We start from the raw sequence: 16068 nt of genomic DNA on the forward strand, positions 1-16068 counted from the left end.
GCGTGTACTACTGGTGGCCGAAGATCTTCGGCCGGGTGCTGGACGAGCGCCTGGGCCGGTGGCACTTCGGGCTCATGTTCCTGGGTTTCAACCTGGCGTTCTTTCCCATGCACTACCTGGGGCTCATCGGGATGCCGCGCCGCATCTACACGTACGCGCCCGATCTCGGCTGGAACCTCTGGAACCTGGCCTCGACGATCGGAGCCTTTCTCATCGCCCTGTCCTTCGTCGTCTTCCTCGTGAACGTGGTCAAGACCACGCGCCCGGCTGCGCCGGCCGGGGCTGATCCCTGGGACGGCCGGACACTCGAATGGTCCGTTCCCTCGCCACCGCCACCCTGGAACTTCAGCCGGATCCCGATCGTGCGTGACCGGGATGAGCTCTGGCTGCGCAAGTATGGCGACGAGGCGGACCGACGGCTTCCTGTCGACCTGCTTCCCGAACCCCAACTCGAGCCGGTCCACATGCCACGGCCATCCTTCTGGCCGATCCTCCTGGCCGGGAGCCTGCTCGTCATGGTGGGAGGCCTTCTCCTCGGCATCGGCCCGGTGGTGATCGGTGGCATGCTAACCCTCTACTGCATTGCCCGCTTCGGGCTCGAGTACCACCGCGAGCCCTCGGGCTACGAGATCGTGCCGCCGGCCGTACACGGGGCAGACGTTCTTCTCGAGCACCGCAGATGATGCCGGTGTGATCCCATGCACGTTCGAACCCGCGCGGTCCTGCCGCTCGTCTCGCTGCCGCTGCTCCTGGTTGCCGCGGCGTACATCCAGTGGGGTACGCTCGGCCTTCCGTCGGTGTCGTCCAGCTCCACGTTGATCCTCGAACCGCCGGCGGAGCCGTACGGCTTCCCGGCCTGGCTGCGCATCACCCACTACGTCAACCTGCTGTTCCTGGTCCTCCTCATTCGCAGCGGCTTGCAGATCCTCATGGATCACCCGCGGCTGTACGGCAACGTCCATTGCACCCCCGGCACGGAGTGGCTCCGACTTACCCCGGTCCAGGTGCCAAAGGATCGCGTCTGGACGGCAAAAGACGACTCCCGGCCTCTTTCGCCCTGGATCGGCTTGCCCGGCCACCGGCACACCGTCGGCATGGCCCGGCACTGGCACTTCCTCAGCGTCTTGTTCTGGGTCGGGAACGGCGTGGTGTTCGTCGCGCTCCTGTTCGGCACCGGGCAGTGGAAGCGACTGGTGCCGACGTCCTGGCGGGTCGTTCCCGACGCGTGGGCCGTCTTCGTCCACTACGCCACCTTCCATCTGCCGCCGGAGCCCAACGGCTTCTACCACTACAACGCGCTCCAGCAGCTGGCGTACTTCGCGGTCGTGTTCCTCCTCGCCCCTCTGGCGATGTTGACGGGCCCCTCGATGTCGCCGGCATTCACGGCCCGCTTCGCCTGGTACCCGAAGCTGCCCGGCAACCGCCAGGTCGGCCGATCCATCCACTTTCTCGTCATGTGCGCCTTCGTCGTATTCATCATTGCCCACGTGACCATGGTTCTGCTCACCGGCTTCGCGCGGAACATGAACCACATCGTGATGGGGACGGACGACGCCAATCCCATCGGCCTGTATCTCGGCCTGGCCGGGATCGGCGTGGTCGTCCTGCTGAATGTGGCTGCCAACTGGACGGCGTGGCGGTACCCCCGGGCCGTGCAGCACGCCGCCAAGGCGGTCGTCACGCCGGTCATGGCGTGTCTGCTCGATCGGGCCGCCGCACGGGCCGAGTTCAGTCGCGAGGACGTCTCCCCCTTTTTCTGGGCCAATGGCAAAGTGCCGACCTGCGACGAGTGGAAGGCGCTGGCTGCCGGCGATTTCAAGGACTACCGCCTGAAAGTGTACGGCTTGGTGGAGAACCCGGTCGAGGTGTCGCTGGACGACCTCCGTGCGCTGAAAACGAAGACCCAGGTCACATTGCACCACTGCATTCAGGGTTGGTCGGGCATTGCCGCGTGGGGCGGGCTGCCAATGGCTGAACTGGTCGAGCTGGTCAGACCAACACCGGGCGCGAAGGCCGTCGTCTTCTATTCATTCGGCGAAGGAGGGGAGGGCGGCCAATTCTACGACAGTCTCGCGATCGCCAACGTCCTGCACCCGCAAACCTTGCTGGCCTACGAGATGAACGGCGCGCCACTCAACCACCTGCACGGGGCCCCGCTGCGCCTTCGGGTCGAGAACCAGCTCGGCTTCAAGATGGTGAAGTGGATCCAGGGGATCGAATTCGTCGAGGACGTCAGGTCGATCAATCGAGGCGAAGGAGGCTACAACGAGGATCACGAGTACTTTGGCGAGCTGGCCAGCATCTGACGCCGGCACGATCAGACCGGCCGCTGCGGGCGCCTCGGGTCGGGCCAGTCCACGTGGAAGAACTGCCCCCGCGGGGCGTCCACGCGCTCGTAGGTGTGGGCCCCGAAGTAGTCACGCTGGGCCTGGAGGAGATTCGCGGGGAGCCGCGCCGATCGGTAGCCGTCGAAGTAGGCCAGCGCGCTCGCGAAGGCGGGAACCGGGATGCCGTGCCGTACCGCGAGCGCCACGACCTCGCGCCAGGACTCCTGGCTCGAGGTCAGCGCCGCCGTGAAGTAGGGGTCGAGCATCAGATTCACGAGGCCGGGGTCGCGGCGGTAGGCCTCGGTGATCTTCTGGAGGAAGCGCGCGCGGATGATGCAGCCGCCACGCCAGATCCCGGCGATGGTGCCGAAGTCGAGCACCCAGTCGTACTCCGTCTGCGCTTCCCGCATGAGCTGGAAGCCCTGGGCATACGCGCAGATCTTCGAGGCGTAGAGCGCGCGGCGCACTCCTTCGACCAGCTCGGGCGGCGAGCCGCGGTACCGCGCGCCCGGCCCCTCGAGCACCGCGGCGGCGGCGACCCGCTCCTCCTTCAACGCGGAGAGACAGCGCGCGAACACGGCCTCGGCGATGGCGTTGGCCGGGATGCCCAGGTCGAGCGCGTTCACGCTCGTCCACTTGCCCGTGCCCTTCTGGCCCGCGGCGTCGAGCACCGCGTCCACGAGGAACTGCGTCGGCCGGGCGGGGTCGCGCTGCTGGAGGATATCGGCGGTGATCTGGATCAGATACGAGCTCAGCTCGTTGCGGTTCCACTCGCCGAACACCTCGGCGAGCCGGTCGGGCGTCATGCCCCCGAGCGCGGTGAGGAGGTGGTAGGCCTCCGAGATGAGCTGCATGTCGATGTACTCGATGCCGTTGTGGACCATCTTCACGTAGTGGCCCGCGCCGTTGGGGCCGATGTACGCGGTGCAGGGCTCACCGCCGGTCACGGGTTTGCCGGGCGCCCAGTCCTCCAGCGGCTCACCCGTCCGGGGATCCACCTTGGCCGCGATGGCCTCCCAGATCGGGCGCAGGTGCTCCCACGAGGCCGGGTGCCCGCCCGGCATGAGCGAGGGCCCGAAGCGCGCGCCCACCTCGCCGCCGCTCACGCCCGAGCCGAAGAAGCGGCACCGCTCGGCATGCTGCTGCTCCCGGCGGATGGTGTCGGTCCAGAGGCTGTTGCCGCAGTCCACCACGATGTCGTCGGGCTCGACGCCCGCGCCGAGGAGCTGCTCGACGACCGCGTCCACCGGCGGTCCCGCCTTCACCAGGATCAGGATCTTGCGCGGCTTCGCGAGCGAAGCGACGAAGTCGGGCAACGCGGTAGTGCCCACGAGTCCGCCCGGGGTATCCCCGTGCGCGGCCACGAACTTCTCCATGACCGCGGCCGTCCGGTTGTAGACCGCGACGCGGTAGCCGTGGTCGGCCATGTTGAGCGCGAGGTTCTGGCCCATCACGGCGAGCCCGATCACTCCGACGTCGGCGGTGGCGCGCGCGGCGGTGGTCACGGCCTCCACTCTACCCCAGCGTCCGGAGCTCCACGACCTCGACGACCGTGACCGACGTCGGCGGCTTCGGGGGCGCCGGCCGCTCGACACGAGGAATACAATTCAGGCGGTGAATGAACATCGCCGCCTCGACCGGCCAAGGAGGACGCCGGTGACCAGCGGGCGGGGTGCTTCCGTCGGTCGATCGTGCGACTCGCGAGGCGCGTATTCGTGAAGCCGTGCGTCGGCCCCTCGAGCGGTTCCGTCCGACAACGTAGGGAGGTCGACGGCGATGGCGAGTGATTCCGGCGTGTGGCCGAGGCTGCCTCTGGCGGAGTGGCAGGAGACGCACGACACGCTGCACATGTGGACGCAGGTGGTGGGCAAGACCCGACTGGCCCTGGCCCCGGCGGAGAATCACTGGTGGCACGTGCCCCTGTACGTCAGCGCGCGTGGCTTGAGCACGTCGCCGATGCCATACCGGTCACGCGCCTTCGAGGTCCACTTCGATCTGACCGACCACCGCCTCGTCGTCGACACGAGCGACGGCGCCAGCCGAGCCATTCCGCTGCGTCCACAGGCCGTCGCGGATTTCTATCGAGAGTACGTGGACACGCTCGCCAGCCTCGGCATCACCGTGAAGATGTGGCCCGTCCCCGTCGAGGTGGACGCGCCGATCCCGTTCCAGGACGATCATCGCCACGCGTCGTACGATGCCGATCGCGTCCGACAATTCTTCCACATGCTGCTGCACGCCAATCGCATCCTCGCGCGGTTCAAGGGGCGGTTTCTCGGGAAGAGCAGCCCGGTGCACTTCTTCTGGGGCGCCTTCGATCTGGCGCTCACGCGCTTCAGCGGGCGCCGCGCGCCCGAATCCGAGGCGGCCGAGTGGTGGGTGCTCCGGGAGGCGATGTCGCACGAGGAGATCAGCTTCGGGTTCTGGCCGGGGAGCGGAACGGTTGCCGAGCCGGCGTTCTATGCGTACGCGCGACCCGAGCCGTCGGGCCTTCCGGCCAGACCGGTCCGGCCGCCGAGCGCCTACTACAGTCGGGAGCTCGCCGATTTCATCTTGCCGTACGAAGCGGTCCGGTCGCTGGCGTCACCCGATGAAGTCGTGCTCGACTTCTTCCAGAGCGTGTACGAGGCGGCCGCCGATCTGGCCCGCTGGGATCGCGCGGCGCTCGATCGGCCGCCCGCGGAGTGGCCCTAGTCACGCGTCCGCGAGCCCGCCCGTCCGGCGCCCGGCGGCCAGGATCCCGTCGACGAGCGCGTAGGCGCGGCTGCGGTCGACGTTGCGCACGTGGTGGCCGATGCGATTGCGGGCCGCCGAGGCGAGGTAGAAGCGCTCGTAGAGGACGTTGCGGCCCGCGAGGGTCGAGCCGACGAAATCCCACGCGAGGCGGAACAGGGCGGCCCGCTCCTCGGCGTCGACGTCCTTCGCGCCGTGCAGGAACTCGTCGATGAGCGGGCGGAGGCGGACGTCGTCGAGCTGGCGCCGGCTCGGAGTGGCCAGGAGGTTGTGGCTCCCGATGAGCACGAGGATCTCGTTCACCCGCGGGAACCACGTGGCGAGCAGCGACCGCATGGGGGCGAGCGGGCGGCCGTCCGGGAACCACACCCCGTCGCCCACGTCCCGCCCGTGCTCGGCGGAGAGCAGGACCGCGCTGCGGCTGACCTCCACGTAGTCGAGCAGCTCGCCCAGCATCTCCTGGGTCGCGGGGCTCGCGTCGCCGATCGCCTCCGCCATGCGGGTGGCGAGGCCGTAGGCGAACTCGAGCTTGGTGAGCGCGCGGATGGTGGTCTGGTTCGTCATGTTGTCGCGCAGGCCGGTGGTGATGACGGTGTTGTAGAGGTCGATCCGGCCGTCGATGAAGAGGCGCTCCCGCGGGATCTCGACGTCGTCGAAGATCACGAAGGCGTCCTGCTCGTCGAAGCGGGTCGACAGGGGCCGGTCGAACACCGGCACGCCCGGCGTGGCCGCGCTGTCGCGGCACATGAAGAGCAGCCCCGGGGTGTCCACCGGGATCGAGAAGGCGAGCGCGTAGGCTTCGGCCCCCGCGGGCAGCGGGTGGGCGGGATAGACCGCGATCTCGTCGGCGTACGGGGCGAGGGTCGCCAGGATGCGCGCGCCGCGCACCACGATGCTCCCCGCGGTCTCGGCGATCTTGTGCACCGGCACCCGGCTGTCGACGATCCGGGCATCGGTCGCCTTGTCGATGGTCGGGTGGATGATCGTGTGGGTGAGTGAGATGTCCTGACGGGCGAGCCGCTTCTGGAACGCGACCAGGTTGTGCGCCCCTTCCTCGTTCCGCCCGTCCGCGCCGAGCCAGTCCTTCCAGCGTCCGGCGAAGCTCGCGAACTTCACGTTCATGTAGTCGGGGGTGCGGCCCATGAGGCCGACGGTGGCCTCCGCGATGCGGGCCAGGCCCCGGTTGCGCCGCTTGAGGTCGTCGATCGAGCGCGGGATCATGTGGCCGACGTTGAGCGGCTCACCGGTCTCCGGGTCCGGGACCAGACACTCGTCGGGGAAGGCGTGGAGCCGGTCGAAGATGCCGGCCAGCGTCTGCGCCCCGCCCGCGAGCGCCGGATGCGTGGTCACGTCGTCCACGCGCTGCCCCTCGAGCCAGAGCTGCCGCTTGGTGCCGCGCAACCCCTGGAGGAACTGCTCGCCCGACCGCGCCGCCACCGACCCGGGCCCTCAGTACCCGACGGTGAAGCGCTCGCGGCGATGCCGCGGCTGCTCCAGCTCGTCGACCAGGGCGATCGCGAAATCCTCCATCGACACCCAGCTCCTGCCGGTCCGATCGGTCAGCAGCTCGTTCCCGCCGAGGCGAAACGTCCCGGTGCGCGTCCCCGGCGCGAACTCCGCGGAAGGGGACAGGATGGTCCAGTCGAGATCCTTCTCCGCGCGCAGCGCGTTCAGGAACGTCACGCCCGCGCGGGCCTCGGCCTTGTAGGCCTCCGGAAATCCGGGAGTGTCCACGAGCGCCTGGCCCGGAGCGACCTCGAGGCTGCCGGCTCCGCCCACCACGAGCAGGCGCTTGACGCCCGCGGTCTTCACGGCGGCGATCAGCGCGGTCGCGTCCGAGGTCTGGAATCGCGAAGCGCTCACGACCGCGTCGTGCCCCGCGAGCAGGGGCGCCAGCGCCGCGGGCTGGGTGGCGTCGCCCTGCCGCAGGGTCAGGCCCTCCTTCGCGTCGGTGGGCTTGGGGTGGCGCTCGATGCCGGTCACGCGATGTCCCCGCGCGAGCAGCTCCGCCCCGAGGCGAGATCCGACGCGACCCCCGATACCGATCACGGCGATGTTCATCGCGTGTCCCTTTCTTGTCGCCGATCGTATTCTGACGGGGCACGGTGAACAAGCACTAGAAGGCCGGCGTCGTCCCGCAGACGGTCGAATGCAGCGCGCGGCGACTGGACAACCCCTGTCGGCGGGTGGATGATGCGGGGGCCCATGCGTTACCGACGCCTGAGTTACCGCTACGCGATGGTGGTGCGTCCGGGCCGGCCCGGTTCGTTCGACGATTTCCGGCAGACGGATCGGGTGCGCCTGCTCGCGGAAGACTGCTGGCACCCCGACGCCGACACGTACGAGACCGCGCGCACGGTGGAGATCATGGTGGATCTCGCGGGGGTTCACGAGGAGGACTTCGAGGTCGTCCTCTTCGAGGACGCGCTCGTCGTCGAAGGACGGCGGCGCCTCGCCGCCCCGCAGGAGGCGACGATCTTCCACGCGGTCAGGATCCGGCAGGGCCCGTTCCGGGTCGAGCTCCCGCTGGTGGCGGCGGTGGACGCCGAGCGGGTCGACGCGCGCTACGATCGGGGCCTCCTGCTCATCACGCTGCCGAAGCGCGAGGCTCGCTGATGGCCGCGGAAGCGGCTGGCGGTACCGACAACGTCGTCGTTCCCGACGCGCTGCCCGTCCTCCCGCTGCGGGACGCGGTGGTGCTCCCCCTGACGATGGTGCCGCTCGCGGTGGGACAGCCGCGCTCGGTCCGGCTCGTCGACGACGTCATGCGCGGCAACCGGCTCGTGGCCCTGGTGGCGCAGCCCGATCCGAAGGTCGAGGCCTCCGCGCTCGGAGACCTGTACCGTGTCGGCACCGTGGGGATGATCCACCAGCTCATGCGGGCCCCGGACGGCAGCATCCGTCTCATGGTCCAGGGCGTCGAGCGGATCCGGCTGCTCGATCTGGTCGGCACCGAGCCCTACCTGGTGGCGCGGGTCGAGGTATCGCGAGAGCCGACCGTCGCGGGCACCGAGACCGACGCGCTCCGGCTCGCGGTGGTGGACGTGTTCCGCCGCGTCGTCGGGGCCTCGCCCGAGCTGCCCGACGAGCTCGCGGCCGCGGCGGAGAGCCTCGCGGAGCCGCTGCGGCTGGCCTACTTCGTCGCCACGGTGGTGCCCCTCGACCTGGCGGCGCGCCAGGCGCTCCTCGAGCTGGATCCGGTGCCGGCCAAGCTTCGCCGCCTCGTGGACCTGCTGCAGAAGGAGCTGGCGGTGCGCGAGCTCGGCCGCAAGATCGCGAGCGACACCGAGGAGCGGCTGACCAAGAAGCAGCGCGACTTCTACCTGCGCGAGCAGCTCCGATCCATCCAGCGGGAGCTCGGCGAAGAGGACGAGGCCGCCAGCGACGTGAGCGCTCTCCGCCGTCGCGTCGAGGAGGCCGCGCTCCCGGAAGAGGCGCGGCGCGAGGCGGAGCGCGAGCTCGCCCGCCTCGCCGGGATCTCGCCGGCCTCCCCCGAGCACGGCATGATCCACACCTACCTCGAGTGGCTGGTGAGCCTGCCGTGGAGCAAGGAGGACGCGGGCGCCATCGACATCCTCCGCGCCCGGCGGGTGCTGGACGAGGATCACTTCGACCTGGAGAAGGTCAAGGATCGCATTCTCGAGTACCTCGCGGTCAAGAAGCTCCGGCAGGAGCGCGCGGGCCGCGGTGTCGCCTCCGGGGAGGCGCCGGAGCCGGCCGAGCCGCCACCGGTGACCGGGGACAGCCCGGCCCGCGAGCCCATCCTGTGCTTCGTCGGACCGCCGGGCGTGGGCAAGACCAGCCTGGGCCAGAGCATCGCCCGCGCCCTCGGCCGGAAGTTCGCGCGCATGTCGCTCGGGGGGGTGCGGGACGAGGCGGAGATCCGGGGCCACCGCCGGACGTACATCGGCGCCCTGCCCGGCCGGGTGATCCAGGGGCTCCGGCGAGCCGAGAGCCGCGATCCCGTCTTCATGCTCGACGAGATCGACAAGATCGGAGCGGACTGGCGCGGGGATCCCTCCTCGGCCCTGCTGGAGGTGCTGGATCCGGCCCAGAACCACACCTTCGTCGACAACTACCTGGGCGTGTCCTTCGATCTCTCGCACGTGCTGTTCATCGCGACGGCCAACACCCTCGACACCATTCCCGGGCCCCTTCGCGACCGGATGGAGATCCTGTCGCTGCCCGGGTATACGGACGACGAGAAGGTGGGCATCGCCAAGCAGTACCTCATCCCCAAGCAGCTCGCGGCCCACGGCCTCGCCGCGGGCGAGCTGGCCTTCGACCCCGACGCTCTTCGCCGCATCGTGCGCGCGTACACCCGCGAGGCGGGCGTGCGGAGCCTCGAGCGGGAGATCGCCACCGCGGCGCGGAAGGTCGCCCGCCGGCTCGCCGAGGGGCAGCGCGATCCCGTCCGCATCACCGCCGACAACCTCGGCGAGTACCTCGGCCGCCCGCGATTCTTCGACGAGGTGGCGGAGCGAACCTCCCGCCCGGGCATCGCGACCGGGCTGGCGTGGACGCCGACCGGCGGCGACGTCCTGTTCGTGGAGGCGACGATGATGCCGAGCAGCGAGGAGCGGCTGGTCCTCACCGGCATGCTCGGCGACGTGATGCGTGAGAGCGCCCAGGCCGCGGTCTCGTACGTCTGGGCGAACGCGGCCGCGCTCGACATCGACCCGAAGATCTTCGAGGGCAAGACGATTCATGTGCATGTCCCGGCCGGGGCCATCCCCAAGGACGGGCCCTCGGCCGGGGTCACCATGGTGACCGCGCTGGCCTCCCTGGCCACGCGGCGGCCGGTGCGCGGCGACCTCGCGATGACCGGGGAGATCACCCTTCGCGGCCGGGTGCTCCCGGTCGGCGGAATCAAGGAGAAGATGCTGGCGGCGCACCGGGCCGGCATCCGGGAAGTCATCCTGCCCCGCCGCAACGAACGAGACGTCGAGGACGTGCCGGAGGAGCTCCGGCGCGAGCTGCGCTTCCTCTTCGTGGAGGACGCCGAGGAGGTCCTGAAGCACGCCCTCACCCCGATCGCGGCGGAGGTGGCCCGGTAACCGGAACTCGCTCGGGGCTCGATAGAAGGAGGCGGCAATGGCAAAGGTCATCGGCATCGACCTCGGTACCACGAACTCGGTCGTGGGCGTCATGGAGGCCGGCAGTCCTCTCGTCATCCCGAACCAGGAAGGGAGCCGGCTGACCCCCTCGGTCGTCGCCTTCACGAAGGACGGCGAGGTGCTGGTCGGCCAGATCGCCAAGCGCCAGGCCATCACGAATCCCGAGAACACCATCTTCTCGATCAAGCGGTTCATGGGCCGCCGGTACGAGGAGGTCCAGCAGGAGACGAAGCTCGTCCCCTATCGGGTGGTGCAGGCCGGGAACGGCGACGTCCGCATCGAGATCCGGGGCAAGCAGTACTCGCCTCCCGAGATCTCGGCGATGATCCTCCGCAAGCTCAAGGAGGCGGCCGAGGCCCACCTGGGCGAGAAGGTGACCCAGGCCGTGATCACGGTGCCGGCCTACTTCAACGACAGCCAGCGCCAGGCGACCAAGGACGCGGGCAGGATCGCCGGCCTCGAGGTGCTCCGCATCATCAACGAGCCCACCGCGGCCGCCCTCGCCTACGGGCTCGAGAAGAAGCAGGACGAGGAGGTCGCGGTGTACGACCTCGGGGGCGGCACCTTCGACATCTCCGTCCTGGAGCTGGGCCAGGGGGTATTCGAGGTCAAGTCCACCAACGGCGACACGCACCTCGGGGGCGACGATTTCGACCAGCGCGTCATCGACTGGATCGGCGAGGAGTTCAAGAAGGAGCACGGCATCGACCTGCGGAAGGACCGCATGGCGCTGCAGCGACTGAAGGAGGCCGCGGAGAAGGCCAAGATCGAGCTGAGCTCGACGATCCAGACCGAGGTCAACCTGCCCTTCATCACCGCGGACGCCACCGGGCCCAAGCACCTGGTGATGACCCTGACGCGCGCGAAGCTCGAGGCCCTGGTGGCCGACCTGGTGGAGCGGACCGCGGAGCCCTGCCGGCAGGCGATGAAGGATGCCGGGATCACCGCGGCCGACATCGACGAGGCCATCCTGGTGGGCGGCCAGACGCGCATGCCGAAGGTGCAGGAGCTGACCAAGCAGCTCTTCGGCAAGGAGCCGCACAAGGGCGTGAATCCCGACGAAGTGGTCGCGGTGGGCGCCACCATCCAGGGCGGGATCCTGGCCGGTGAGGTCAAGGATGTCGTGCTCCTCGACGTCACCCCGCTCTCGCTGGGTGTCGAGACCCTGGGCGGCGTCACGACCACCCTGATCCCGCGGAACACGACCATCCCGACCCGGAAGAGCGAGATCTTCAGCACGGCGGCCGCCGATCAGCCGTCGGTGGACATCCACGTCCTCCAGGGCGAGCGGTCGCTGGCCCGCGACAACCGGACGCTGGGACAGTTCCGTCTCGACGGGATCGCGCCGGCTCCGCGCGGCGTGCCGCAGGTCGAGGTGGCCTTCGACATCGACGCCAACGGGATCCTCAACGTCTCCGCCAAGGACATGGCGACGGGCAAGCAGCAGCAGATCACCATCACCGCCTCGTCGGGCCTGAGCAAGACGGAGGTCGACCGCATGGTGAAGGAAGCCGAGGCGCATGCCTCCGACGATGCTCGGCGGCGGCAGGAGGTCGAGCTGCGGAATCAGGCCGACTCGCTCGTGTACTCCACGGAGCGCACGCTGACGGAGCACGGCGCCAGGCTGTCCGATGCCGACCGGAGTGCGGTCGAGCGCGCGCTCGCCGACGCGCGCGAGGCGTTGAAGGGCGGCGATGTCGAGCGGATCCGGCGGGTCCAGGACGACCTGTCCCGCGCGGCCCGCGCCCTGACCGAGGCCGCGTCCCGCCCGACCACGCCGGGCGGGGGTCAGCCGCCGTCGGGCGGGCCGCAGGCGGGCGACGTCGTCGACGCCGAGTTCAAAGAGGCCGACGACCCGAAACGCTAAGGAGGCCCAGATGGACGCTGGCCTGCGGCTGACGACGACCCAGGAGTCCGCCCGGCCGTGGCGGTGAAATTCCGCGACTACTACGAGGTGCTGGGAGTGCCGCGCGCCGCCGCCGCGGCCGACATCAAGCGGGCCTACCGGCAGCTCGCCCGGAAGCATCACCCGGACCTGCAGCCCGGGGCGGAGCGGGAGAAGGCGGCGGAGCGCTTCAAGGAGATCAACGAAGCCTACGAGGTCCTGAGCGACCCCGACAAGCGGGCCAAGTACGATGCGCTCGGCGCGAACTGGAAGAGCGGGATGGACTTCACCCCGCCGCCGGGCGCGGCCGGGCGGGGCGGGGAGGCGTCGTCGGTCGAAGACTTCGACGAGGTCAGCGACTTCTTCGCCTCGCTCTTCGGGCGAGCGGGGGCGCGGGCCGGCCGCCGCGGCGTGCGGGTCACGATGCCGGGCCACGACGTCGAGGCGGAGCTGCCGGTCACCCTGGACGATCTGCTCCGGGGCGGCAAGCGCCGGATCCAGATCGGGGAGGGCAAGAGCCTCGACGTGGAGATTCCCCCCGGCGTGCGGGACGGGGTCGTGTTGCGTCTGGCGGGCCAGGGAGGTCCCGGCACGAACGGGGGCCCGCCGGGCGATGCCTACCTCCACGTGCGCCTGGTCCCGCACCCGCGGTATCGCGTGACGGGCGACGACCTGGAGATGGACCTGACGATCTGGCCGTGGCAGGCGGTGCTCGGGGCGGAGGTGAGGGTCGACACGCCGGATGGCGCGGTGACGCTCACGGTGCCCGCGGGGACCCAGAACGCCCGGCGACTGCGCCTGCGAGGCCGCGGGCTGCCCAGAGCGGACGGCACGCGCGGCGACCTCTACGCGGCGGTGCGCATCGTGGTCCCCGAGCGGCCGAGCGGAGCGGAGCGGGACGCCTACGAGGCGCTGCGCCGCGCCGCCGCGGCCCCGGCCGATCGGCCGGCCGGAGCATGACGGACATGCGCATCCGGCATCGGCCGTGGCTGTCCCCGCCCGTCGTCCGGGCCCGGCTGCAGGGCGAGCGGTGGCTTTCCCGTGACGAGCTCGCGACGGCCGCCGGCATCACGCGGGAGCGGCTCGAGCGTCTGATCCACCTCGGCCTCGTCGAGCCGGCCGGCGGCGGGCCGGAGGAGTTCACGGCCGAGGCGCTGCTGCGGCTCCAGCGGATGCTGCGCCTCAACGCCGATCTCGGCGTGAATCTCATCGGCGCGGCCATCATCGCGGACCTGCTGGAGCGTCTGGACCGTCTCGAAGCGGAGCTGGCCCGGCGGCGGGGCAGCGGACCATGAAGAAGAAGGAGAGACCGGCATGGATCCCAATCGGCTGACCGAGAAGGCGCAGGATGCGCTGCGCCAGGCGCAGACCATGGCCCAGCGCGAGGGGCAGACCCAGATCGAGCCCGAGCATCTCGCGGTGGCCCTGTTCGAGCAGGACGGCGGCGTCGCCGCGCGCGTCGTGGAGAAGGCCGGCGCCAATCCGGCGACCCTGGCGCAGCGGCTGCGGCAGGCGCTCGGCCGGCTGCCTCGGGTCTCGGGGCCGGGCGCGCAGGGCGGCCAGGTCTACATCTCGTCCCGCCTGAACGAGACCTTGACGGCCGCGGAGGCCGAGGCGCAGCGCATGAAGGACGAGTTCGTGAGCGTCGAGCACTTGCTGCTCGCCCTCGTCGACAAGGATCGCGCCGTCGCGGAGACCTTCCAGGCCGCCGGCCTCACCCGGGACAAGCTGCTGGAGGCGACCGCGGCGGTCCGGGGCGGCCAGCGCGTGACCAGCCAGACGCCGGAAGGCACCTACGAGGCCCTCGAGAAGTACGGGCGGGACCTGACCGAGCTGGCCCGGCAAGGCAAGCTCGACCCGGTCATCGGCCGCGACGAGGAGATCCGTCGCGTCGTCCAGATCCTCTCGCGCCGCACCAAGAACAACCCGGTGCTGATCGGCGCGCCGGGCGTCGGGAAGACCGCGATCGTGGAGGGCCTGGCCCAGCGCATCGTCCGCGGGGACGTGCCCGAGGGGCTCAAGGGCAAGCGCGTGGTGACCCTCGACATGGGCGCGCTGGTGGCGGGCGCCAAGTATCGCGGCGAGTTCGAGGAGCGGCTCAAGGCGGTGCTCAAGGCGGTCCACGACGCGCAGGGCGAGGTCATCCTCTTCATCGACGAGCTGCACACGGTGGTGGGCGCGGGCGCGGCCGAGGGGGCCATGGACGCGAGCAACCTGCTCAAGCCCGCGCTGGCCCGGGGCGAGCTGCACTGCATCGGGGCGACGACCCTCGACGAGTACAAGAAGCACATCGAGAAGGACGCGGCGCTCGAGCGCCGGTTCCAGCCGGTCATGGTGGACCAGCCCTCGGTCGAGGACACCATCTCCATTCTCCGCGGGCTCCGCGAGCGCTACGAGGTCCATCACGGCGTGCGCATCAAGGACTCGGCCCTGGTGGCCGCCGCGGTGCTGTCCGACCGCTACATCGCCGATCGCTTCCTCCCCGACAAGGCCATCGACCTGGTCGACGAGGCGGCGGCCCGGCTCCGGACCGAGATCGATTCGATGCCGGCGGAGCTGGACGAGATCACCCGGCGGGTGCTGCAGCTCGAGATCGAGCGGGAGGCCCTCAAGAAGGAGACCGACGCGGCCTCCCGCGATCGCCTGGGCAAGCTCGACGAGGAGCTGACCCGGCTGCAGGCGGAGGCGGCGACGCTCCGCGAGCAGTGGGAGCGCGAGAAGGCGGCGATCGAGCGCCCGCGGCAGCTCCGGAAGCGTATCGAGGAGGTCAAGGTCGACATCGAGAAGGCCACGCGCGCCTACGACCTGAACCGGGTGGCCGAGCTGCAGTACGGGACGCTGGCCGGGCTCGAGCGCGAGCTGAAGGAGGAGGAGGAGCGGGCGCAGGCCGCGGGCGGCCGCCGGCTCATCAAGGAGGAAGTGGACGAGGAGGACATCGCCGAGGTCGTCTCCCGGTGGACGGGCATTCCGCTCTCGAAGCTCATGGAAGGCGAGATGCAGAAGCTCCTCCGGCTGGAGGAGGAGCTGCACGAGCGCGTCGTGGGCCAGGACGAGGCCGTCCGCGCGGTGGCCGACGCGGTCCTCCGGGCCCGGGCCGGCATCAAGGATCCCAAGCGCCCGATCGGCTCCTTCCTCTTCCTGGGGCCGACCGGAGTGGGCAAGACCGAGCTGGCGCGCGCGCTCGCCGCGACGCTCTTCGACGACGAGGACAACATCGTGCGCCTCGACATGTCGGAGTACATGGAGAAGCACACGGTGGCGCGGCTCATCGGGGCCCCGCCGGGCTACGTCGGCTACGAGGAGGGCGGCCAGCTGACCGAGGCGGTGCGGCGGAAGCCCTACTCGGTGGTGCTGCTCGACGAGATCGAGAAGGCGCACGCCGAGGTGTTCGACGTGCTGCTGCAGCTGCTCGACGACGGGCGGCTGACCGACGGACACGGGCGCACGGTCGACTTCCGCAACGCCGTCGTGATCATGACCTCGAACATCCGCTCCGCGGAGGAGATGGTCGAGCGCTTCCGACCGGAGTTCCTCAACCGGATCGACGAGATCGTCGTCTTCGAGCCGCTCACCCGCGAGCAGCTCGGCGCGATCGTCGAGCTGCAGCTCGCCCAGCTGAACGCGCGGCTCGTTGGGGCGCCCCCCGGCTACGTCGGCTACGAGGAGGGCGGCCAGCTGACGGAGGCGGTCCGCCGCCGGCCCTACACGGTCGTGCTCCTCGACGAGGTCGAGAAGGCGCACCCCGACGTCTTCAACGTGCTGCTGCAGGTGATGGACGACGGCCGCCTGACCGACGGACAGGGCCGCACGGTCGACTTCAAGAACGCCGTGCTGATCATGACCTCGAACATTCCGGGCGGCCGGGCGGGCGCCGAGGCGGCGTTCAAGCCCGAGTTCATCAACCGCCTCGACGACATCGTCGAGTTCGAGCCGCTCAGCCGCGGGCAGATCGGCGAGATCGTCGCGCTCCAGACGCGCCGCGTGATCGATCGGCTGGCCGAGCGCG

At 70.2% G+C, this 16068-nt stretch carries 12 protein-coding genes; 9 read left to right on the forward strand and 3 right to left on the reverse strand.

Annotated elements, in window-relative coordinates; genetic code table 11:
* Both VKN16_02350 and VKN16_02355 read left to right on the forward strand, forming a co-directional pair.
* Window positions 1–683, forward strand: a 683-nt coding sequence (locus VKN16_02350) for a cbb3-type cytochrome c oxidase subunit I (GenBank protein HME93044.1), incomplete at its 5' end; no start/stop codon positions are given.
* A 15-nt stretch (window positions 684–698) separates the two neighbouring features.
* Entirely contained in the window at window positions 699–2306 is a 1608-nt protein-coding gene (locus VKN16_02355) for a molybdopterin-dependent oxidoreductase (GenBank protein ID HME93045.1), read from the forward strand.
* A gap of 11 nt (window positions 2307–2317) precedes the next feature.
* Here the strand turns inward: VKN16_02355 and gndA are convergent, their stop codons facing one another.
* Entirely contained in the window at window positions 2318–3832 is a 1515-nt protein-coding gene (gene gndA, locus VKN16_02360) for an NADP-dependent phosphogluconate dehydrogenase (protein HME93046.1), read from the reverse strand.
* A gap of 271 nt (window positions 3833–4103) precedes the next feature.
* Here gndA and VKN16_02365 point away from each other — a divergent pair, with 271 nt between their 5' ends.
* Window positions 4104–5021, forward strand: a complete 918-nt coding sequence (locus VKN16_02365; GenBank protein HME93047.1) for a DUF5996 family protein — start codon at window positions 4104–4106, stop codon at window positions 5019–5021.
* Here VKN16_02365 and VKN16_02370 read toward each other — a convergent pair whose 3' ends face one another.
* Together VKN16_02370 and VKN16_02375 are read right to left on the reverse strand one after the other, a co-directional pair.
* Complete coding sequence (locus VKN16_02370; protein HME93048.1) at window positions 5022–6497, reverse strand: 4-hydroxyphenylacetate 3-hydroxylase N-terminal domain-containing protein; 1476 nt, start codon at window positions 6495–6497, stop codon at window positions 5022–5024.
* Between the two features lie 12 nt (window positions 6498–6509).
* Entirely contained in the window at window positions 6510–7121 is a 612-nt protein-coding gene (locus tag VKN16_02375; GenBank protein HME93049.1) for an NAD(P)-dependent oxidoreductase, read from the reverse strand.
* A 144-nt stretch (window positions 7122–7265) separates the two neighbouring features.
* Between VKN16_02375 and VKN16_02380 the strand changes: the two genes are divergently transcribed.
* The 6 genes from VKN16_02380 to clpB form a co-directional block, all read left to right on the forward strand.
* On the forward strand, window positions 7266–7676 hold the full coding sequence (locus VKN16_02380; GenBank protein ID HME93050.1) for an Hsp20/alpha crystallin family protein: 411 nt from the start codon (window positions 7266–7268) through the stop codon (window positions 7674–7676).
* Window positions 7676–10117 (forward strand): endopeptidase La, encoded by a 2442-nt coding sequence (lon, locus tag VKN16_02385; GenBank protein ID HME93051.1) that lies wholly within the window; start codon window positions 7676–7678, stop codon window positions 10115–10117. Before VKN16_02380 ends, lon begins: the two co-directional genes overlap by 1 nt.
* Window positions 10118–10154: 37 nt before the next feature.
* A complete protein-coding gene (gene dnaK, locus VKN16_02390; GenBank protein ID HME93052.1) occupies window positions 10155–12044 on the forward strand; it encodes a molecular chaperone DnaK in 1890 nt (629 codons plus the stop codon).
* A 57-nt stretch (window positions 12045–12101) separates the two neighbouring features.
* Window positions 12102–13022, forward strand: a complete 921-nt coding sequence (locus VKN16_02395) for a DnaJ C-terminal domain-containing protein (GenBank protein HME93053.1) — start codon at window positions 12102–12104, stop codon at window positions 13020–13022.
* Window positions 13023–13027: 5 nt separating this feature from the next.
* On the forward strand, window positions 13028–13357 hold the full coding sequence (locus VKN16_02400; protein HME93054.1) for a chaperone modulator CbpM: 330 nt from the start codon (window positions 13028–13030) through the stop codon (window positions 13355–13357).
* A 19-nt stretch (window positions 13358–13376) separates the two neighbouring features.
* Window positions 13377–16068, forward strand: a 2692-nt coding sequence (gene clpB, locus VKN16_02405) for an ATP-dependent chaperone ClpB (GenBank protein HME93055.1), incomplete at its 3' end; no start/stop codon positions are given.

It is taken from the genome of Candidatus Methylomirabilota bacterium (genome assembly GCA_035315345.1).
In the GTDB taxonomy this organism is placed as follows: Bacteria; Methylomirabilota; Methylomirabilia; order Rokubacteriales; family CSP1-6; genus CAMLFJ01.